This is a genomic window from Geodermatophilus ruber (genome assembly GCF_900114385.1).
GTDB classification, from domain to species: domain Bacteria; phylum Actinomycetota; class Actinomycetes; order Mycobacteriales; family Geodermatophilaceae; genus Geodermatophilus; species Geodermatophilus ruber.
In genome coordinates this window covers 481942-501026 of the sequence record NZ_FOSW01000003.1, presented here as the reverse complement: position 1 = coordinate 501026, position 19085 = coordinate 481942, and the positions used below count along the sequence as shown (strand labels likewise).

17 protein-coding genes are annotated in these 19085 nt (G+C 73.5%); 6 read left to right on the top strand and 11 right to left on the bottom strand.

The genetic code is table 11. The annotated features are described in order from the left end of the window. Positions 1 to 9: 9 nt before the first annotated feature. Both BMZ50_RS07370 and BMZ50_RS07365 read right to left on the bottom strand, forming a co-directional pair. Positions 10 to 1518, bottom strand: a complete 1509-nt coding sequence (locus tag BMZ50_RS07370; RefSeq protein ID WP_091322627.1) for a flavin-containing monooxygenase — start codon at positions 1516 to 1518, stop codon at positions 10 to 12. A 229-nt stretch (positions 1519 to 1747) separates the two neighbouring features. Beyond that, positions 1748 to 2869: a hypothetical protein gene (locus tag BMZ50_RS07365; RefSeq protein WP_143087113.1), complete on the bottom strand. Its 1122-nt coding sequence runs from the start codon at positions 2867 to 2869 to the stop codon at positions 1748 to 1750. Positions 2870 to 3013: 144 nt separating this feature from the next. On the opposite strand from BMZ50_RS07365, the gene BMZ50_RS07360 reads away from it, so the two are divergent. After that, entirely contained in the window at positions 3014 to 4039 is a 1026-nt protein-coding gene (locus BMZ50_RS07360; protein ID WP_091322625.1) for a tyrosine-type recombinase/integrase, read from the top strand. A gap of 275 nt (positions 4040 to 4314) precedes the next feature. Here BMZ50_RS07360 and BMZ50_RS07355 read toward each other — a convergent pair whose 3' ends face one another. The 8 genes from BMZ50_RS07355 to BMZ50_RS07320 form a co-directional block, all read right to left on the bottom strand. Further along, positions 4315 to 6042 carry a glycerol-3-phosphate dehydrogenase/oxidase gene (locus BMZ50_RS07355; RefSeq protein WP_245753439.1) on the bottom strand — a complete coding sequence of 576 codons (1728 nt, stop codon included), beginning with the start codon at positions 6040 to 6042 and terminating at the stop codon, positions 4315 to 4317. Further along, positions 6039 to 7556, bottom strand: coding sequence for a glycerol kinase GlpK (glpK, locus tag BMZ50_RS07350; protein WP_091322624.1), 1518 nt, complete (start codon positions 7554 to 7556; stop codon positions 6039 to 6041). The genes BMZ50_RS07355 and glpK overlap by 4 nt, the downstream gene beginning before the upstream one ends. Beyond that, the gene (locus BMZ50_RS07345) at positions 7549 to 8466 is read right to left on the bottom strand and encodes an MIP/aquaporin family protein (protein WP_091322623.1); all 918 of its coding nucleotides are present in this window, start codon (positions 8464 to 8466) and stop codon (positions 7549 to 7551) included. The genes glpK and BMZ50_RS07345 overlap by 8 nt, the downstream gene beginning before the upstream one ends. A gap of 125 nt (positions 8467 to 8591) precedes the next feature. Beyond that, positions 8592 to 9011, bottom strand: a complete 420-nt coding sequence (gene dhaM, locus BMZ50_RS07340) for a dihydroxyacetone kinase phosphoryl donor subunit DhaM (protein WP_091322622.1) — start codon at positions 9009 to 9011, stop codon at positions 8592 to 8594. Positions 9012 to 9014: 3 nt separating this feature from the next. Beyond that, complete coding sequence (gene dhaL, locus BMZ50_RS07335) at positions 9015 to 9674, bottom strand: dihydroxyacetone kinase subunit DhaL (protein ID WP_245753437.1); 660 nt, start codon at positions 9672 to 9674, stop codon at positions 9015 to 9017. After that, the gene (gene dhaK / locus BMZ50_RS07330; protein ID WP_091322621.1) at positions 9662 to 10663 is read right to left on the bottom strand and encodes a dihydroxyacetone kinase subunit DhaK; all 1002 of its coding nucleotides are present in this window, start codon (positions 10661 to 10663) and stop codon (positions 9662 to 9664) included. The genes dhaL and dhaK overlap by 13 nt, the downstream gene beginning before the upstream one ends. Before the next feature lie 164 nt (positions 10664 to 10827). Continuing rightward, complete coding sequence (locus BMZ50_RS07325) at positions 10828 to 12204, bottom strand: helix-turn-helix domain-containing protein (RefSeq protein WP_245753435.1); 1377 nt, start codon at positions 12202 to 12204, stop codon at positions 10828 to 10830. Positions 12205 to 12468: 264 nt separating this feature from the next. After that, the gene (locus BMZ50_RS07320) at positions 12469 to 12891 is read right to left on the bottom strand and encodes a GlcG/HbpS family heme-binding protein (RefSeq protein WP_091322779.1); all 423 of its coding nucleotides are present in this window, start codon (positions 12889 to 12891) and stop codon (positions 12469 to 12471) included. Between the two features lie 169 nt (positions 12892 to 13060). Between BMZ50_RS07320 and BMZ50_RS07315 the strand changes: the two genes are divergently transcribed. Genes BMZ50_RS07315 through BMZ50_RS07295 form a run of 5 tightly spaced genes read left to right on the top strand, consistent with a single transcriptional unit; the run spans position 13061 to position 18086 of the window. Beyond that, positions 13061 to 13522 carry a diol dehydratase small subunit gene (locus BMZ50_RS07315; protein ID WP_245753434.1) on the top strand — a complete coding sequence of 154 codons (462 nt, stop codon included), beginning with the start codon at positions 13061 to 13063 and terminating at the stop codon, positions 13520 to 13522. A 17-nt stretch (positions 13523 to 13539) separates the two neighbouring features. Further along, entirely contained in the window at positions 13540 to 15234 is a 1695-nt protein-coding gene (locus BMZ50_RS07310; RefSeq protein ID WP_091322618.1) for a propanediol/glycerol family dehydratase large subunit, read from the top strand. A gap of 2 nt (positions 15235 to 15236) precedes the next feature. Then, positions 15237 to 15833 (top strand): propanediol/glycerol family dehydratase medium subunit, encoded by a 597-nt coding sequence (locus BMZ50_RS07305; RefSeq protein WP_091322617.1) that lies wholly within the window; start codon positions 15237 to 15239, stop codon positions 15831 to 15833. Positions 15834 to 15840: 7 nt separating this feature from the next. Further along, entirely contained in the window at positions 15841 to 17694 is a 1854-nt protein-coding gene (locus tag BMZ50_RS07300) for a diol dehydratase reactivase subunit alpha (RefSeq protein WP_143087112.1), read from the top strand. After that, positions 17691 to 18086: a glycerol dehydratase reactivase beta/small subunit family protein gene (locus BMZ50_RS07295; RefSeq protein ID WP_091322616.1), complete on the top strand. Its 396-nt coding sequence runs from the start codon at positions 17691 to 17693 to the stop codon at positions 18084 to 18086. The genes BMZ50_RS07300 and BMZ50_RS07295 overlap by 4 nt, the downstream gene beginning before the upstream one ends. A gap of 65 nt (positions 18087 to 18151) precedes the next feature. Here the strand turns inward: BMZ50_RS07295 and BMZ50_RS07290 are convergent, their stop codons facing one another. Then, positions 18152 to 18628, bottom strand: a complete 477-nt coding sequence (locus BMZ50_RS07290) for a carboxymuconolactone decarboxylase family protein (RefSeq protein ID WP_091322615.1) — start codon at positions 18626 to 18628, stop codon at positions 18152 to 18154. Between the last annotated feature and the right edge of the window lie 457 nt (positions 18629 to 19085).

Below are 19085 nucleotides of genomic sequence, written 5' to 3'. Positions count from 1 at the left end.
CGCTCGTGGTCAGCGGTAGACGAGCGACCCGTCGTCGAGGTCGGCGTTCGGCAGGATCTCCCGCTCCTGCTCGTGCTCCAGCATGTGGGTCCACGGCTCCCGGTCGCCCTGCTTGAACAGGATGTGCTGCGAGCGCAGCACGTACCCGGCGTTGAAGTTCTCCGGATCGGACCACGGGCGCAGCTGCATGCCGTCGTCCTCCGGCCGGAGGGTGGGGACGACCGTGGCGGCGCCCTTCGCCTGCATGGTCTCGAGCAGCCGGCAGACCAGGTCGCTGACCAGGTCCACCCGCAGCGTCCAGCTGTGCCGGAAGTAGCCGAACATGTACGCCATGTTCGGCACCCCGGCGATCATGACCCCGCGCCAGGTGACCCGCTGGGGGAAGTCGACCGGTTCGCCGTCGACGGTGAACGCGACGTCACCGAGGAGCGACAGGTTGAAGCCCGTGGCGGTGACGACGACGTCGGCCGGGATCTCCTCGCCCGAGCCGACGCGGATGCCCTTCTCGGTGAACTCCGCGATGGTGTCGGTGACGATGGACACCCTGCCCTCGCGCACCGCCGCGAAGAGGTCGCCGTCCGGGACGATCGCGATGCGCTGCTGCCACGGGCGGTAGCGGGGCGTGAAGTGCTTCTCGACGTCGAAGCCCTCGGGCAGCAGCGGGCGCATGGACTCGATGAGGAACGTGTGCAGCTCGTCGGGCGCCTCGAACGACATCCGGGCCAGCCAGTGGTACTGCGAGATGTACTGGCGGCGGAGGATCTCGTGCGTCCACTCCTCCGGGATGTCGAGCTGGCGCAGCGTCACGGCGAGCTCGTGGGTCGTGGGCGGGGCGAAGTAGTAGGACGGCGAGCGCTGCAGCATGGTCACGTGCGCCGCCTTCTCCGCGATGGCGGGGATGAGGGTCGACGCGGTGGAGCCCGAGCCGATGACGACGACACGCTTGCCGCTGTAGTCCAGGTCCACCGGCCACCGCTGCGGGTGGACGACGACACCCGCGAAGCGGTCCATGCCCTCCCACCGCGGCTGGTAGGGCCGGGCGTGGTTGTAGTAGCCCTGGCACATCCACAGGAAGTCGGTGGTGAGGCGCAGCTGCTCCCCGGTGTCGCCCCTGGTGACCTCCACGGTCCACCGGTGGTCCCCGCTCGACCAGCGGGCCGCGGTGACACGGTGCTGGTAGCGGATGTAGCCGGCCAGCCCGTTCTCGGCGATGACCTCGTCGAGGTAGGCCAGGATCTCCTCGCCGGCCGCGATCGAGGGGCCGGTCCAGGGCTTGAACCGGTAGCCGTAGGTGAACAGGTCGCTGTCCGAGCGCACGCCGGGGTAGCGGTGGGTCCACCACGTGCCGCCCCGGTCCTCCTGCGCGTCCAGGACGGCGAAGGACCGCTCGGGGAAGCGCTCCCGGAGGTGGTAGGCGGCATCGATACCGGAGACGCCGGCCCCGACCACGAGGACGTCGACGTGCTCCACGCCGCCGCCGCGCGGCTCCGCGCCGCTCGCCTGCTCGATCGTCGTCATGATGTGCGCCTCCGCCCGCCGAAGTGACCCAGCTCACGGACGCTACCGGCGGCGTCACCTCCGTGAACCGGATTGCGGCGCGGCCCCGTGACCGGCTCGCCACCGGCCCCGGACAGCCCGGCGCAGGTGGGCGGGGACGAGGTACCCGCCGTCCCCGCACGGCGATGAAGCCCATCGCGTGCGTCGTGGCGAACCGGGCGGTGCCGTGGCTCGGCACGCGCCGCGCCGGTCAGTCCGCGCCGCGCGGCGAACGGTCGGCGGTCAGGCCCTCGATCCGGGTGCGGAGGGCCGCGACCTCGGCGCTGAGCGCACCGGCGCGCTCGGCCGCGGTGCGGGCGCCGGCGGCGGCCTGCGCCGCCCGCCGCTCGGCGTCGTCGGCACGGTGGTGGGCGACGGCCGCGTCGGTGCCGGCCGCCTGACGGGCCTGCTCGGCAGCGGCCGCCGCGGCCGTGGCCCGCTCGGCCCGCTCCTGCGCGACCCGCTCGGCCCGTCGGGCCTCGGCCCGTTCGCGGTCGGCGTCGCGGGCCCGCTGCTGCGCCGCCGCCGCCGCGCGGCGTGCCTCGTCCCGCGCAGTCAGCGCATCGTCGCGGTCGCGGGCGGTGACCGCGAGGGACGCGCGCAGCGTGCGCTCGGTGACCGCCCACGCGGCGCGCGCCTCGACGAGGGCGTCGTGCTCGCGGCCGGCCTCCTCGCGGGCGCGCTGCGCGGCCTGCCGTGCCTCGTCGGCGTCCCGGGCGGCGGCCTGCCGGTCCTGCTCGGCGGCGCGGCGCTGCTCCGCCGACTCGTCGCGGGCGCTCTCGGCTGCCTGCTGCGCGGCCGCGGCGACCCGGACGGCGCGCGCGGCGGCCCCGCGCGCCTCCTCGGCCTCCGTGGCGCGCTGCTCGGCCGCACCGGCCCGCTGCTCGGCGAGGTGGGCCCGCTCCTCGGTGCGGGCCTGGGCGGCGTGGGCCGCGGCCACCTCGGCGGTCGCCTGGGTGATCCGGGCCTCCACGGTCGCGTGGTCCCGGTACTCGTCGAGCGCGTCGGCGGCCGCAGAGAGCAGACCCGCCTGGGCGTCGGCCGCGACGGCCGCCTCCCGGGTGGCCAGGGCCCACTGGCGCACCAGGTGACGGATCCGGCCCTCGGGGGGGAGCTCCTCCACCAACGCGGCGGCGGTCGCGGCCACCCGGGAGGTCGTGTCCCGGGTGGCCCGCACCCGCGCCCGGCGGGCGGACTCGGGATCGTGCCCGGGGTCCGCGCAGTACTTCGGTGGCGGGCCGCTGCGCCCGGGCACGCGGGGCTGCGGGGCCCGCCGGCAGCCGGGATAGGCGCACCGGGCAGGGGGCGGGGACTCACCGGAAAGCCCGGCCATGCCCACAAGATAGATGGGTGCAGCGCCGCCATCCATGCATTGCGGCCGCGGCTGCGGCCCGGCGCCGGGCGCGGCAGACTGCGATGGGTTCGAAGAAGTCCGCTTTCTCCGAACCGAAACCCGCCGTCGTCCGACGGAGCCCCGATGCCCGATCCGCTCCGCCCCGGGGATCCCCCCGGCCACCCCGCGCCACCCGGCGCCCGGCCGGCGCCGCCCGGGCTGCTGCCGCCCGGTGAACTCGACGCGGTCGGCTCCTACCTCTCGGCGTCGCAGGCCGAGTCCACCCGCCGGGCCTATGCCCAGGACGTGGCCGCCTGGCGGCGGTGGTGCACCGCCCGCGGCCTCACCGCGCTGCCCGCCGACCCCCTGGCCGTCGCCGCCTGGCTGGCGCACCTGGCCGACGCCGGCCACGCTCCGCGGTACATCGCCCGGCGGTTGTCCGGGCTCAACGACGCCCACCGGGCGGCCGGGCATCCCGCGCCCGGGGACACCGAGGGGGTGCGCCGCACCCTCGCCGGGATCCGCCGCACCGCCGCGCACAGCGGCCACCGGCCCCGCCGGGCCCGCGCGATCGACACCGCCACCGTCCGCGCGCTCGTCGAGGGCCTCCCCGACACGCTCGCCGGGCGGCGCGACCGTGCGCTGCTGCTCCTGGGCTACGCCCTGGGCCTGCGGGCCTCCGACCTGGTGGCGCTGCGGATCGAGGACCTCGCCCCGGCCGGCCACGGCGGCCTCGACGTCGTGCTCCGGTTCAGCAAGACCGACCAGGAGGGCCGCGGCGAGACCCTGGCCCTGGCCGAGGGCGTCCGCGCGGTCACCTGCCCGGTCCGCGCGCTCCGCGCCTGGACCGCGGCGCTCGCCGCGCAGGGGGCGACCCGCGGGCCGCTGTTCCGCAGCGTCGGCAAGGGCGCGAGCCAGCGCCTGGGCACGACCGGGCTGAGCACCCGCAGCGTGGACCTGATCCTGGCGCGCGCCGCCGCCCGCGCCGGGGTCTCCGCCGAGGGCCTGTCGCCGCACTCGCTGCGCCGCGGCTTCGCCACCACCGCCTACGCCCAGGGGGTGAGCGAGAAGGAGATCAGCCGGACCGGCCGGTGGAAGTCCCTGGTGGTCCGGTCCTACGACGCCTCCAGCCGGTGGGCCGACCCCGCCTCCGGGTCCCTCGGCCTCTGACGGTGAGCCGGCCGGACGGACAGCGCCCGACCGGTCGAGCCGGGCGAAGGGGTCGTCGCCGTCGCTGGCGCGGGGGACGCCGATTGGCTGCGCCGCGTCTCCGATTCCTGATCTGCCTCCGCCCAGATCCGACCTCTCCCGGTGGTCGAAGGGGTGCGCCTCGTCGGCAGGGTGGACATCCGCGTCGTCTGCCGGGGACTGCGTGCGACACGCAGGCACCGCGACGGCTGAACCCGCAGGTCACGGCGGACGGTAGGGGTGCCGCCACGTCGGAGCTAGGACGCGGTCGGGACCACGTCGCCGGCCTCCAGTCGCGCGGCGTCGGCGAACGCGTCGTCGGGCTGCTCCTGCGATTTCCGTTCCGCCGCGACCCGCCGCTCGTAGAAGTTGACCTCGCGCTTGATCTGCTCCTCGTCCCAGCCGAGGACCTCGCCCATCAGCCGGGCGGCCTCCTCGGCGGACTCGAGTCCACGGTGCCAGGTCTCGATCGAGATCCGGGTGCGCCGGGCGAGCACGTCGTCGAGGTGACGGGCGCCTTCGTGCGAGGCCGCGTACACGACCTCGGCCCGCAGGTAGTCCTCCGTGCCCGCGAGCGGCTGCCCCAGGCTCGGGTCGTCGGCCACCAGTGGCAGCAGGTCGAGGACGAGGGTGCCCTGCCGGCGGAGCAGGTGCTCGATCCGGGCGACGTGCAGGCCCGACTCCGCAGCGAGCTCGTGCCGCTGGTTCCACAGCGCGTGGTAGCCCTCCGCACCGACCAGCGGGACCTCGTCGGTGATGGACTCGGGCACCCGTTCGTCGAGGGCCCGGCTCGCTTCGTCGACCGCGTCCTTGGCCATCACCCGGTAGGTCGTGTACTTGCCGCCCGCGACGACGACGAGGCCCGGGGCGGGATGGGCGACGACGTGCTCCCGGGAGAGCTTGCTCGTCGCGTCGGACTCCCCGGTCAGCAACGGCCGCAGCCCGGCGTACACACCCTCCACGTCGGCGTGCGTCAACGGTGTCCGGAGGACGGCGTTGACGTGGTCGAGGACGTATTCGATGTCGGCGGCGGTGGCGGCGGGGTGGGCCTTGTCGTACGTCCAGGGCGTGTCCGTCGTGCCGACGATCCAGTGCCGTCCCCACGGGATGACGAACAGGACGCTCTTCTCGGTCCGCAGGATGATGCCGGTGGACGAGTTGATCCGGTCCCGCGGGACGACCAGGTGGATGCCCTTGCTGGCCTGCACGTGGATCTGCCCCCGGGTGCCGACCATGCTCTGCGTGTCGTCGGTCCAGACGCCGGTGGCGTTGATGACCTGATCGGCCTCGATGTCGAACTCGCGTCCGGTCTCCAGGTCGCGGGCGCGCGCGCCGGTGACCCGCTCGCCCTGACGCAGGAAGGTCACGACCTCCACCCGGTTGGCGCAGAGCGCCCCGTACGCCGCGGCGGTCCGAGCGATCATCATGACGTGGCGGGCGTCGTCGACCTGCCCGTCCCAGTACTGGATGGCGCCGACCAGGCTGTCGGGCTTGAGGCAGGGGGCTTCGCGCAGCGCCCGGCGCCGGGTCATGTGCCGGTGGTGCGGCAGCCCCCGGCCGTGACCCGAGGTGAGGGCCATCGCGTCGTAGAGTGCTATGCCCGCCCCCACGTAGGCCCGTTCCCAGAGCCGGTGCTCCAGCGGGTAGAGGAAGGGCACCGGCCGGGCCAGGTGGGGGGCCAGGCGCTGCAGGTGCAGCCCGCGTTCGTGCAGCGCCTCCCTGACCAGGGCGAAGTCGAGCATCTCCAGGTAGCGCAGCCCGCCGTGCAGCAGCTTGCTGGACCGGCTGGAGGTGCCGCTCGCCCAGTCCCGCGCCTCGACCAGCCCGACCCGCAGCCCGCGGGTGACGGCGTCCAGCGCGCAGCCGGTGCCGACGACACCGCCTCCCACGACCAGGACGTCGAGCTCGCCCGACTCCATCTCGGCCATGGCGTGCGCCCTGCCCGCGGAGGACAGGGCGCTGCTGCGCTCGAGGCCGTCGGTCACTGCACGTCGACCCAGTCGAGCGTGCGCTCCACGGCCTTCTGCCAACCGCGGTAGCCCGCCGCGCGCTCCTCGTCGCTCCAGGTCGGGGTCCACCGCTCGCCCTCGTTCCAGTTCGCCCGCAACTCGTCGGTGTCCTTCCAGAAGCCGACGGCGAGCCCGGCCGCATACGCGGCGCCCAGTGCGGTCGTCTCCGCGACCTTCGGCCGGCTCACCGGGACCCCGAGGATGTCGGCCTGCAGCTGCATGCACAGCGAGTTCGCGGTCACGCCGCCATCCACCTTCAGCACGTCCAGATCGACCCCGGAGTCCTTGGCCATGGCCTCGACCACGTCCCGGCTCTGGTAGCAGATGGCCTCGAGGGTGGCCCGGGCCAGGTGCGCGCTGGTGTTGTACCGGGACAGCCCGACGATGACGCCGCGGGCATCGGAGCGCCAGTAGGGGGCGAACAGGCCGGAGAACGCGGGGACGAAGTAGACGCCTCCGTTGTCCTCCACCTGGCGGGCGAGCACCTCGCTCTGCGCCGCGTCCCGGATGATGCCGAGCTGGTCGCGCAGCCACTGCACCGCCGAACCGGTGACCGCGATCGAGCCCTCCAGGGCGTACACCGGCCTGGCGTCACCGAAGCGGTAGCACACCGTCGTCAGCAGTCCGGACTTCGAGCGGACGAGCTCCTCGCCGGTGTTGAGCAGCATGAAGTTGCCCGTGCCGTAGGTGTTCTTCGCCTCGCCGGGGGAGAAGCACACCTGGCCGACGGTGGCCGCCTGCTGGTCACCGAGGTCGCCGGTGAGCGGGATCTCCCCACCGTGGGGACCGCCGGTGCGGACGGTGCCGTAGCCCTGCGGGTCCGAGGAGGGCCGGATCTCCGGCAGCATCGACCGCGGGATGTCGAAGAACGACAGCAGCTCGTCGTCCCAGTCCAGCGTCTCGAGATTCATGAGCATCGTGCGGCTGGCGTTGGTCACGTCGGTGACGTGCACGCCGCCGTCGATGCCCCCGGTGAAGTTCCACATCAGCCAGCTGTCGGTGTTGCCGAAGAGCGCGTCGCCGCGCTCGGCGGCCTCGCGCGCGCCGTCGACGTTCTCGAGGATCCACTGCACCTTGCCGGCGGAGAAGTACGTCGCCGGGGGCAGGCCGGCCTTGCGCCGGATGACGTCGCCGCGCCCGTCCCGCTCCAGGGCGGAGGCGATGCGGTCGGTGCGGGTGTCCTGCCAGACGATCGCGTTGTACAGCGGCCGGCCGCTGCGCCGGTCCCAGACCACCGTGGTCTCGCGCTGGTTGGTGACGCCGATCGCGGCCAGGTCCGAGGCGCTCAGGCCCATCTGGTTCATGACCGTCCGGACGACGGTCTCGGTCCGCTCCCGGATCTCCAGCGGGTTGTGCTCCACCCAGCCGGCGCGGGGCAGGATCTGCTCGTGCTCGAGTTGGAACCTGCCGCGCTCGTTGCCGCCGTGGTCGAAGAGCATGAAACGGGTGCTGGTCGTGCCCTGGTCGACCGCTCCGATGAAGTCAGCCACGGGTCGTCTCACCCCTCGTCTCGGTGGTGGTCTCGGCGGTGGTGTCGGCCGCCACGTTGTCGGCGAACTCGTGGGCCCGGGCCTTGTCCGCCTCCGGCTCGGTCGGGGTGCGACCGGGCTCCTGCTCGGCGGGGGCGAGCGGCAGGCTGCGGCCGATGAGGAGGTCGTAGAGGGCGGCGCCGATGACGCCCCCGATGAGCGGCGCGATCAGCGGCACCCAGAAATAGAGCCCTCCGTACTGGTCCCGCCAGGCGGTGTCGTACCCGGTGATGAAGGAGGCCAGCCGAGGCCCGAAGTCGCGGGCCGGGTTGATGGCGTAGCCGGCGTTGGTGCCCCACGCGAAGCCGATCGCCACGACGATCAGCCCGATGATCCACGGGGCGAGGTTGGCGCCCGGGGCGGTGTTGCGCAGGTCGGTGACGGCGAGGACCAGGAACAGCAGGATCGCCGTGCCGACGATCTGGTCGAGGAACGCGGTGCCGACGCTGACCGGCAGGGCCCCGTTGCCCGGCAGGGTCGAGAAGACGCCCTGCGAATTGAGCGTGTGGCCGGGGTCGAACGCGGTCAGGACGTCGTTGTAGACCCACCGGACGAGCAGGGCTGCCGTGAAGGCCCCGAGGGTCTGGGCCAGCGCGTACGGCCCGACCTTGCGCCACGGGAACCCGCGGAAGACGGCCAGCGCGAGGGTGACCGCGGGGTTGAGGTGGGCTCCGCTGATCCGGGCGGCCACGTAGATCCCGAAGACCACCCCCAGGCCCCACGCCCAGGCGATGCTGTCGTGGTCCCCGAGGCCGCCGGCGACGACCTGCGCCACGACGCCGACCCCGAAGATGATCAGGATGAACGTCCCGGCGAACTCGGCGAGCAGCTCACCGAGCAGGGTTGGCTTCTTGAAGCGCTCTTCGACCACGGTTGCCTCCGGGTTCTCGCGCGTCCGGCCGGCAGGGTTGCACCCGGCGGGGGCTGAAACTATGTGTGACCGGCGTCACTGCGCAATGGGGTACGCGGTGGTCGTGCGGGCTTCTCCGAGAGTGGTCAACCGGCTTCGCCGAGTTGTGCCTGCTTGGGTGCGAGCCCGCGCATCGCCTCGGCCGCCACGTCCTCCCGGGATGCTCCACCGGCGGCCACGACCGCCGCCCCGACCAGGCCCTCGACGAGCGGGGCAGGGGAGAGCACCACGCGGCTGCGGGCCTCGTCGTCGAGGAACTCCAGGGCCATCTCGGCGGAGAGCACCGCGCTGCCGAGGTCCATGAGCACGACCACGCCATCGCCGCTGTCCACCGATGCGACCGCCGCTGCGACGGCCGTGGCGTCGGTGCCCAGCCCCTGGTCGGCGGCGCCGGCGGCGACCTCGATGGCCGTCTCGCGGCCGGGCAGCATCTGCCGGGCGAGGGCCACCGCGGCGTCGGCCAGTGCCCGGCTGTGCGACACCACCACCAGGCCCACCCGCGCCACGTCTCAGCCCCCCGCGGGGGCCAGCGCGGTGACCGCGGCGTCGACGAGCAGGGTGGCCGACGTCGCGCCCGGATCCTGGTGGCCGACGCTGCGCTCGCCGAGGTAGCTGGCTCGCCCCTTGCGGGCGAGCATGGGCACGGTCCCGTCCCGTCCCTGCGCCGCGGCGGCCGCCGACCTCCGCAGGGCCTCGCCGAGGGAGGCACCCTCGGCCACAGCGGCGTCCAGGGCGTCGCAGGCGGGACCCAGTGCGTCGACCATCGTCTTGTCACCCGGCTCGGCCTTCCCCCGGGCGACGACCCCGTCCAGGCCGGCGCGCAACGCCCGGGCCCAGGTCTCCGCGTCGAGCGTGCCGTCCCCGGCGACCCCGGCCATCCGCAGGAACAGCGTGCCGTAGAGCGGCCCGCTCGCGCCGCCGACCTTGCTGACCAACGTCATGCCGACCTGCTTGAGCAGCGCGGCGGGGTCGGTGGGGGGTGTGGCCTCCAGCGCGGTCACCACCGCCGACATGCCACGGTCCATGTTCGCCCCGTGGTCGGCATCGCCGATGGCCGAGTCGAGCTCCGTCAACTCGTCGCGCCGGTCCGCGACCAGCCGGGCGAACTCCCGGATCCAGCTCTCCAGCGCGGAAAGGTCCAGGCCGTCGGCCACCGTCAGACGCCCCACCGCAGGGCGGGGGTGCGCACCGGGGCGTCCCACAGCCGCAGCAGCTCGTCGTCGGCCTTGAGCAGCGTCACCGAGCAGCCGGCCATCTCCAGGCTGGTGATGTAGGAGCCGACGAGATTGCGGGCGATGGGCACTCCTGACTTCTCGAGGATGGCCGCGACCTCGGCGTACATCACGTACAGCTCGATCAGCGGCGTGCCGCCCATGCCGTTGACGAACGCGATCACGCCTTCACCGGAGGCGAAGTCCAGGTCGGCGAGGATCGGCTCGACGAGCATCTCGGCGACCTCGCGCGCCGGGGCCACCGGCACCCGGCGGCGGCCGGGCTCACCGTGGATCCCGATCCCGATCTCCATCTCGCCCTCGGGCAGCTCGAACGTCGGATGGCCCGCCGCCGGCACGGTGCACGAGGTCAGGGCCATGCCCATGCTCCGGCCGTTCGTGTCGACCCTGCGGGCGACGTCCGCGACCTCGGCGAGGGGACGGCCCTGCTCGGCCGCGGCGCCGGCGATCTTCTCCGCGAGCACGGTGACGCCGACACCGCGGCGCCCGGCGGTGTAGAGGCTGTCCTGCACGGCGACGTCGTCGTCGATGACCACCGGGACCACCTCCGTCCCGGACTCGGCGGCGACCAGCTCGGCGGCCATCTCGAAGTTCATGACGTCGCCGGTGTAGTTCTTCACGATGTGGAGCACGCCTGCGCCGCCGTCCACGGCCTGGGTGGCGGCGACGATCTGGTCCGGGACCGGAGAGGTGAAGACCTCGCCGGGGCAGGCGGCGTCCAACATGCCGAGGCCGACGAACCCGGCGTGCATCGGCTCGTGCCCGGATCCACCGCCGGAGACCAGGCCGACCTTCCCCTGCACCGGAGCGTCGCTCCGGACGACGATCCGCTTGTCGTGGTCGACCCGTAGTTCGGGGTGGGCGAGCGCCATGCCGCGCAGTGCGTCGGCGACGACGTGGGACGGGTCGTTGATGAGCTTCTTCATCGCAGCTCCTGACGGAGGCGTGCCGGCGGGCGGCCGGCGATGGCAGGAGGCTAGGAGGGCGCATCGCGGGGCGCAAGCAGCCGGCGGCGTCCCGCACCCCGGTCCGACCGAGGTGATCACCCCGCCCCGCGCGCGCTCGGGAGGCCGGGGCCTCCCCAGGGCGCTCAGTCGGCCTGGAGCCGTGAGCGCCGGGCGGTGAGCGGACCCAGTCGTGGATCCCGCGGGGGGAGGAGCTCCACCAGGCGGTCGTGCACCTCCAGATCGGTCCTCCCGAGCGGATGTGCGGCGAAGTCGCACAACAGCGCGGTGTCCCCGTCCTCGAGGACCGCCCGGCGCAGTGCGGCGCCCAGCTCGTCGCGCAGTTCCCGGACCTCCGGTGACTCCGACCGTGGCAGGAGCGGCCCGGCGCAGCTGGCCAGGGCGGTCCGGAGCCGGCCCGCGGCCAGCGCCGCCCGGACCGCACCGAAGTCGCTGCCGACCGTGGCAGTGAGCCGGTAGGGACGGGTCGCCAGCAGCCCGTCCTCGAGGAGCCGGCGCAACCGGCGCACCTCGCCACGCACCGTCGTCGGGTTGCCGTCGTCGCCGTAGACCAGGTGGGCCAGCCGCTCGGCGCTGAGTCCCGCGGGGTGGAGAGCGAGCACGGTGAGCATCTCGGCCGGGCGGAGGCAGAGCGGGACCGCCCGGCCGCCCACCACCACGCTGGGCGTGTCCTCGGTCATGCACCGCAGGAAGAGCGCCGTGGCCGGGCGCGGAGCCGGGGCCCGGTGCACCGGGCCCCTGGCGCGCAGCAGGCAGCCCTCGGCCAGCGGCTCGACCAGCATGTCGCAGCCGTGGACCTGCACGACCCGGTCCACGGCCTCGCGCAGGTCGACCCGGTCGGGCCACCAGCCGGCCGGCTGGGCCGCCAGCACCCGACCGGTCGAGGTGACCAGGGCTCCGGGGGCGCCGCCGAGGCTGGTCAGGTGCGGCATGTTCCGCGTCCGGAGCCGTTCGTCGGCGATCGCCAGCCGCACTCGCAGCTGGCTCTCGGCGAGCTGCGCCGTGGCCGAGACCAGCTGGAGCAGAGGGGGGTGCACGGCGTGCAGCGGACCGCTGATGTCGATGGCGCCGAGGATCGCCCCGGTGTCCGGGTCGTGCACCGGGGCCGCCACGCAGGTCCAGCTGTGATCGGTGCGCACCAGGTGGTCGGCAGAGTGGATCTGCACCGGGGCGTCGGTGGCAAGGGCGGTGCCCATCGCGCTGGTGCCGATGGCGTCCTCGCTCCAGCAGGTGCCCGGGGACAGCCCGACCCGGTCGGCCTCGGTGAGCAGCGCGCTGGCCCCTTCGCGCCACAGCACATGCCCCTCGGCGTCGGTCACCCGCATGAGGTGCATGGCGTCGGCGGCGATGCTCGCCAGTGTGGCGCGCAGCAACGGCAGCAGGTCGTGCAGCGGGTGCGCCGCACCGCTCGCGCGCAGCTGATCGGGCGGGTAGACGAGGGGTGGGCTCGGTCGTTCCGGGTCCACGTGCGCGGCCAGGCTGCGGCGCCACGACTCGGACACGACCGTTCGGGGCGCCGACCGGACGGGACCGCCACCGACCGCGGAGTCGTAGACGTCTGCCGACGCCCGTGCCCGCCCGGCGGGGTCGGATCCGCTCACCTGCGCCGGACCCGCGTCCCGGCGCGGCGGTGCACCGTCGAGTGGCATCGTTCCCCCGACCGTCGGTACCGAGGGCCCTCGGGGCGACCCTCGTCGCCCCCCTCACCCGGGGCAATCGCCCGGCTCCTCACCGCCCGGTGCGGAGCCGGCCGTCCGGCCAGGTGGCTAGGCGCTGAGCACCGCGGCCTCGAGTGCTTCGGCCGCGGCGGTCGCCACCGTGACGTCCTGCTCCACCGAGCCGGCGCTGACCCCGACGGCGCCCACGAGCTCCCCGTCGCGGTACAGCGGGATCCCACCGCCGAAGGCCACCATCCCGCCGGCGGTCTGCTCCAGCCCGTAGAGCTCCGCGCCGGGCTGCACCAGTTCGGTGAGCGCCGCGGTGGGGAGGTTCATGAGGACCGACGTGCGGGCCTTGCGGATGGAGATGTCGATGCTGGCCCTGATGGCACCGTCCATCCGCCCGAACGCCAGGAGGTGGCCGCCGTCGTCGACGACCGCGACGTTCATCGGCTGGCCGATCTCGTCGGCCTTGGCGATCCCGGCGTCCAGGATCCGGTGGGCTTGCGCATAGGTCAGTGAGGCACTCATGGCGGCAGCCAACCGCGCCGAGGCCAGCAGGTACACCCCTTCACACCTCCCGGGCCCCGGCGAGGCGGGCGAACGGACCCGGCCGGGAGCCGAGGCAACGAAGATGCAACGTGGGCCCTGTCACTTTCTCGTGCACACAAGAGCCGACGTTCGAGGAGATGCGCCTGCGATGAGCCTCTCGCCGACCATCGAGCTGCGCACCGAGGACTACCCCCTCTCGGTCAACCGGCCCGACCTGCTCGCCACGCCGACCGGCAAGCCGATCACCGCCCTGACGATGGAGGCGGTGGTCTCGGGCGAACTGTCCCCGGACGATCTGCGGATCGCCCCGGAGACCCTGCTGCTGCAGGCCCAGCTGGCCGAGGCGGCCGGCCGCCCGCAGCTGGCGGCCAACTTCCGCCGGGCGGCGGAGATGACCGCCATCCCCGACGCCGAGGTCCTGGCCATGTACAACGCGCTGCGCCCGCGCAAGTCGAGCGGGCCGCAGCTGGCCGAGCTGGCCGACCGGCTCGAGAACGCCTACTCCGCGCCGGAGTGCGCCGCCCTGGTCCGGGAGGCCGCCGAGGTCTATGCCCGGCGCAACCTGCTCGCCCGCCCACCGGCCGCCGACCACAGCGCCACCGACGCATGAGAGGGGACGCCGACGCGATGACCACCACCCAGCCCCGCCGCTCCCGCCGCACCGAGATCCTCGAGAACCGGCCGGTCAACCTCGACGGGTTCGTCGAGGAGTGGCCCGAGAAGGGTCTCGTGGCCATGGACAGCGACTACGACCCCGCGCCGAGCGTCCGGGTGGAGAACGGGCGGATCGTCGAGCTCGACGGCACGACGCGCGACCAGTTCGACTTCATGGACACCTTCATCGCCGACCACGCGATCGACGTCGCGTCGGCCGAGAGGGCCAACGCGATCCCGTCGGAGGAGATCGCGCGGATGCTCATCGACACGCACGTCTCCCGCAACGAGGTGCTCGCGGTCACGCGGGGCCTCACGCCGGCCAAGATCCTCGACGTCGTCGAGCTGATGAACGTCGTGGAGATCATGCAGGGCATGCAGAAGATGCGGGCCCGCCGCACCCCTGCCAACCAGGGGCACTCCACCAGCGCCCGGGACAACCCCATCCAGGTCGCCGCGGACGCCGCCGAGGGTGCGATGCGCGGGTTCGCCGAGCTGGAGACCACTCTCGGCGTCGTCCGCTACGCCCCGCTGGTGGCCATCGCGCTCCAGGTCGGCGCCCAGGTCGGGCGCGGGGGCGTGCTCACCCAGTGCGCCCTGGAGGAGGCCACCGAGCTGGAGCTCGGCATGCGCGGGATCACCGCCTACGCCGAGACGATCTCGGTGTACGGGACCGAGCCGGTGTTCGTCGACGGGGACGACACCCCGTGGTCGAAGGCCTTCCTCGCCTCGGCGTACGCCTCCCGCGGGATCAAGATGCGCTTCACCTCGGGCACCGGCTCGGAGGTGCAGATGGGCAACGCCGAGGGCAAGTCCATGCTGTACCTGGAGATCCGCTGCATCCTGATGGCCAAGGGCGCTGGGGTGCAGGGCCTGCAGAACGGCTCGATCAGCTGCATCGGTGTGCCGGGGGCGGTGCCCGGCGGGATCCGCGCCGTGGCCGCGGAGAACCTGGTGGCGAGCATGGTCGACCTGGAATGCGCGTCCGGCAACGACCAGTCCTTCTCGCACTCGGCGATGCGGCGGACCGCTCGGTTGATGCCGCAGCTGCTGCCCGGTACCGACTTCGTCTGCTCGGGCTACTCGGGGGTGCCGAACGCGGACAACATGTTCGCCGGCTCCAACTTCGACACCGAGGACTACGACGACTGGAACACCATCCAGCGCGACCTGCAGGTCGACGGCGGTCTGCGGCACGTCCGCGAGGCCGAGATCCTCCAGGTCCGCAACAAGGCCGCCCGGGCCCTCCAGGCGCTGTTCTCCCACCTGGACCTCCCGCCGATCACCGACGAGGAGGTGGAGGCGGCCACCTACGCCGACTCGTCGAACGACTACCCCCTGCGAGACGTGCTCGCCGACCTCAAGGGCGCCCAGGCGGTGATGGACCGCGGCATCACCGGGCTGGACCTGGTGCGGGGGCTGGAGGCGACCGGCTTCCACGACGTGGCCGAGAACCTGCTGGCGGTCCTGCGGCAGCGGGTGTCCGGCGACCTGTTGCAGACCTCCGCCGTCCTCACGGCCGAGCTGACTCCGCTGTCGGCGATCAACGACCCCAACGACTACCAGGGGCCGGGCACCGGCTACCGGCTGCAGGGGGAGCGCTGGGAGCAGCTCAAGAAGCTGCGACACGTCACGTCCGCGACCGACCCCGAGACCGAGGTGGGCTGACCGTGGGCACTCCGACGACATCGCCGGCACCGGAGCGGACCGTCCGCCTCCGCGAGCTCGGGCCCGCCCGGCGCGGCTCCCGCCCCGACGAGGTGGTGATCGCCGTCTCCCCGGCGTTCGCCGACTTCTTCACCAAGACGATCGTCGACGTGCCGCACGCCGAGGTGCTGCGCCAGCTGCTGGCCGGCATCGAGGAGCAGGGGGTGACGGCGCGGATCGTCCGGGTGCGGGACACCGCCGACCTGGCGGCCATCGCGCACACCGCGGCACAGCTGTCCGGCTCGGGGATCGCGGTGGGCGTTCTGGCCCGCGGGACCACGATGATCCACCAGAAGGATCTGCCGCGGCTGAGCAACCTCGAGCTCTTTCCCCAGTCACCCCTGCTGGACGCCCAGGTGTTCCGCAGGATCGGGTCGAACGCCGCCCAGTACGCGAAGGGGGAGTCCCCGGAACCGGTACCGACGCGCAACGACCAGATGGCACGCCCCCGCTGGCAGGCCAAGGCCGCGCTGCTGCACCTCAAGGAGGTCGAGTGCATCGAGGCCGGCCGGGATCCGGTGGAGGTCGAGCCCGCGTTCGAGCTGAGCCGCGCCGGGTGAGGTGACCGTGCCCGACCGTGCCCGTCTGGTCGTCGGCGTCGACATCGGCAACTCCACCACCGAGGCCTGCCTGGCCGCGGTCGCGCCGGACCGGACGGTCTCCTACCTCGGCACCGACCTGACCCGGACCACCGGGGTCAAGGGCACCCCGGACAACACCGACGGGGTCCTCACCGCGGTCCGGGGAGCGCTGCGCCGGGCCGGCCGGGCCGCGGCGGAGCTCGACGCGGTGCTCCTCAACGAGGCGACGCCGGTGATCAGCGGTCTCGCCATGGAGACGATCACCGAGACGATCATCACCGAGTCCACGATGATCGGGCACAACCCGGCCACCCCCGGGGGGCAAGGCCTCGGCGTCGGCACCACGGTGTCCCTCACCGAGCTCGATGAGATCGACCCCGGTCCGCCGGTCGTCTGCGTGGTCCCGCACGGCTGGGACTTCGAGGACATCGCCAGCACCGTGAACGCCGCGGTCGGCCGCGGGGTCGACGTCGTCGCCGCGGTCCTGGCCGGGGATGACGCGGTGCTCGTCGCCAACCGGTTGACCCGGCCCGTGCCGGTGGTCGACGAGGTCGCGGCGGTGGAGAAGGTGCCGCTGGGCATGCTGGCTGCCGTCGAGGTGGCCGCCGCCGGGTACACGATCCGGACGCTGTCCAACACCTACGGACTGGCCACCGTGTTCGGTCTGGACCCGGACCAGACCCGGCACGTCTCGCCGGTCGCCCGCGCGCTGACAGGGAACCGTTCGGCGGTCGTGGTGCGCACCCCGTCCGGTGACGTCACCGACCGGCGGATCCCGGTGGGGACGCTGGAGCTGCGTGGTTCCGGCAAGACCCTGCGGGTCGACCTCGCCACCGGCGCCGAGGAGATCATGGATGCCGTCGCCCGGGCGCAACCGCTCGAGGACGCGCACGGTGAGCCGGGGACGCACGTCGGAGGGATGCTGGCCCAGGTCCGCGACACCATGGCCGACGTGGTCGGGCAGGACGGCGAGGAGGCGGGGTCTCCGGTGGAGATCGCCATCAACGACGTCCTGGCGGTCGACACCTTCGTCCCCGCGGAGGTCCGCGGCGGGCTGGCCGGTGAGATGCACCTGGAGAACGCCGTGGCGCTGGCGGCCATGGTGAGCACCAGCCGCAGCCGGATGCGGTCGGTCGCGGAACGGGTGGCCGAGGAGCTCGGCGTGGCGACGCTGATCGGCGGGGTGGAGGGCAAGATGGCGGTGCGCGGCGCACTGACCACGCCCGGCGTGGACCGGCCGGTCGCGGTGCTGGACCTGGGCGGTGGCTCGACCGACGCCGCCGAGCTGGACCGGGAGGGCCGGGACACGGCCGTGCACGTGGCCGGGGCCGGGGAGCTGGTCACCAAGCTGATCGACTCCGAGCTCGCGCTCGACGACCGCGAGGTCGCGGAGAACATCAAGCGTTCTCCCCTGGCCAAGGTCGAGAGCTTCTTCCACGTCCGTCACGAGGACGGCACGGTGCAGTTCTTCGACGAGCCCTTGCCGTCCCACGTCTTCGCCCGGGTGGTGACGCTGGCACCCGAGGGGCCGACCCCGATCCCGACCCGGCACGGCCTCGACCACGTCCGGCAGATCCGCCGGGAGGCCAAGCGGCGGGTGTTCGTGGTCAACGCCGTGCGCGCGCTGCGCCAGGTCGCCGCGGGTGGGAATCTGCGGACGCTGGACTTCGTGGTGCTGCTCGGCGGCTCCGCGCTGGACTTCGAGATCCCGGAGATGATCGCCGACGCGCTGGCCGGGTACGGCATCGTGTGCGGCACGGGGAACGTGCTGGGCACCGAGGGGCCGCGGAATGCGGTCGCCTCCGGATTGGTGGCCGCTCACGCGGCGGCGGCCCCGTGACCCACTCCGATCCCGGGAGCCGTCCCGCCGTCGTCGTGCATGTCCGTCCCGGCGCCCCCGAGCGCGTGCTCCGGGAGATCTGCGCGGGGGCGGAGGAGGAAGGGGTGCCCACCCGGGTGGTCACGGTCCCCGGCCGCAGCGCCGGTGAGCAGGACGGCTCCATGCGCTCCACCGGTGAGCACGACGTCACGGCCCTCGCGCACGCGGCGGCAGCGAGCTCCCGGCTCGACGTGGGGATCGCCGTCGACGCTGTCGGCGCGGCCGCCGTCCACCACGGCAAGCTCCCGGCGCAGCGGCCGGTGACCACGGTGGAGACCGACGCCACGGTGGCCGACTGGCGACGGGTGGGACGGACCGCGGCCCGGATCGTGAAGGGTCTCCCGCTGAGCTAGACGATCCAGGCCCACCCCGACCGCACGACCATCCGGGTCTGAGAGGCCTCACCGTGGGCCGTGCGTCAGGCCGGTCTGGGGCGAACCGGGTGACCGCTGATGATCGAGATCCGGTTGAACGCGTTCATCGTGATGGCCAGCCAGCACACCGCCGAGAACTGGTCGTCGGTCAGCTGCTGCCGGGCGCGGATCCGCTCCCGCTCCCGGTCGTGGTGGTCCGGCAGCGTGGTGATCGCTTCGGCCAGAGCCAGGGCCGCCTGCTCGGTGGGCGTGAACAGGCCGGCGTCGCGCCATGCGGGGAGGAGGGCGAGGCGCTGCGGGGTCTCGCCGTTCTTCACTGCGCGGCGCGCGTGCAGGTCCAGGCAGAAGCCGCAGCCGTTGAGCTGGGAGACCCGGATGTTCACCAGCTCCACCAGGATCCGGTCCAGACCGGCCGCCTCGGCGGTGACCGCCACCGCGGAGGCCACCGCCGACATGGACCGGTAGGCCTCCGGGCTCTGCCTGTCGATGAACAGCCGGTCGTACTCGGCCGTGAGGCTCATGTGCCCTCCGGGGTGGGGGTAGCGATCTCGGGCCGCTGACGTACCACTTTCGTCGCCGCGTCGACCCTCCGGCTCACCTGCGCCGGCCCGGGCACGTCATCCCGCTGGACCGAACCGGTGTCGATTCGTCGGATCAGCGGTCGGTGCCGAGCTGCTGCATCTCTCGGGAGAGCCTGATGTCCGGCCTCCCGGTGCTCACGAGCAGCGCACTCCTCCGATCGAAGATGCCGGCGAACCGGAACGATGGGCGACGTCCGTCACACGAGGGGCGGCCCGCAGTGGCGGTCCGGCGGCATCCCCGCAGCGCTTCCGGCGGCAGTGCCTCGCTGGACCAGACCCCTGTGATCCACACCAAGCCGGTGGGATTTGTTGCGGAGCTCGGTGGTGGGGGAGCATGGCGGGGTGGACCGGCAGATCCTGACGCGCGACCGCGCCGTCGACCTGGCCGGCACCGCCA

Excerpts from the sequence above, each read along its gene's own strand:
- BMZ50_RS07365 (WP_143087113.1), bottom strand. The coding sequence starts at position 2,869 with ATGGCCGGGCTTTCCGGTGAGTCCCCGCCCCCTGCCCGGTGCGCCTAT.
- BMZ50_RS07370 (WP_091322627.1), bottom strand. The coding sequence starts at position 1,518 with ATGACGACGATCGAGCAGGCGAGCGGCGCGGAGCCGCGCGGCGGCGGC.
- dhaK (WP_091322621.1), bottom strand. The coding sequence starts at position 10,663 with ATGAAGAAGCTCATCAACGACCCGTCCCACGTCGTCGCCGACGCACTG.
- BMZ50_RS07360 (WP_091322625.1), top strand. The coding sequence starts at position 3,014 with ATGCCCGATCCGCTCCGCCCCGGGGATCCCCCCGGCCACCCCGCGCCA.
- BMZ50_RS07310 (WP_091322618.1), top strand. The coding sequence starts at position 13,540 with ATGACCACCACCCAGCCCCGCCGCTCCCGCCGCACCGAGATCCTCGAG.
- BMZ50_RS07320 (WP_091322779.1), bottom strand. The coding sequence starts at position 12,891 with ATGAGTGCCTCACTGACCTATGCGCAAGCCCACCGGATCCTGGACGCC.
- BMZ50_RS07290 (WP_091322615.1), bottom strand. The coding sequence starts at position 18,628 with ATGAGCCTCACGGCCGAGTACGACCGGCTGTTCATCGACAGGCAGAGC.
- BMZ50_RS07315 (WP_245753434.1), top strand. The coding sequence starts at position 13,061 with ATGAGCCTCTCGCCGACCATCGAGCTGCGCACCGAGGACTACCCCCTC.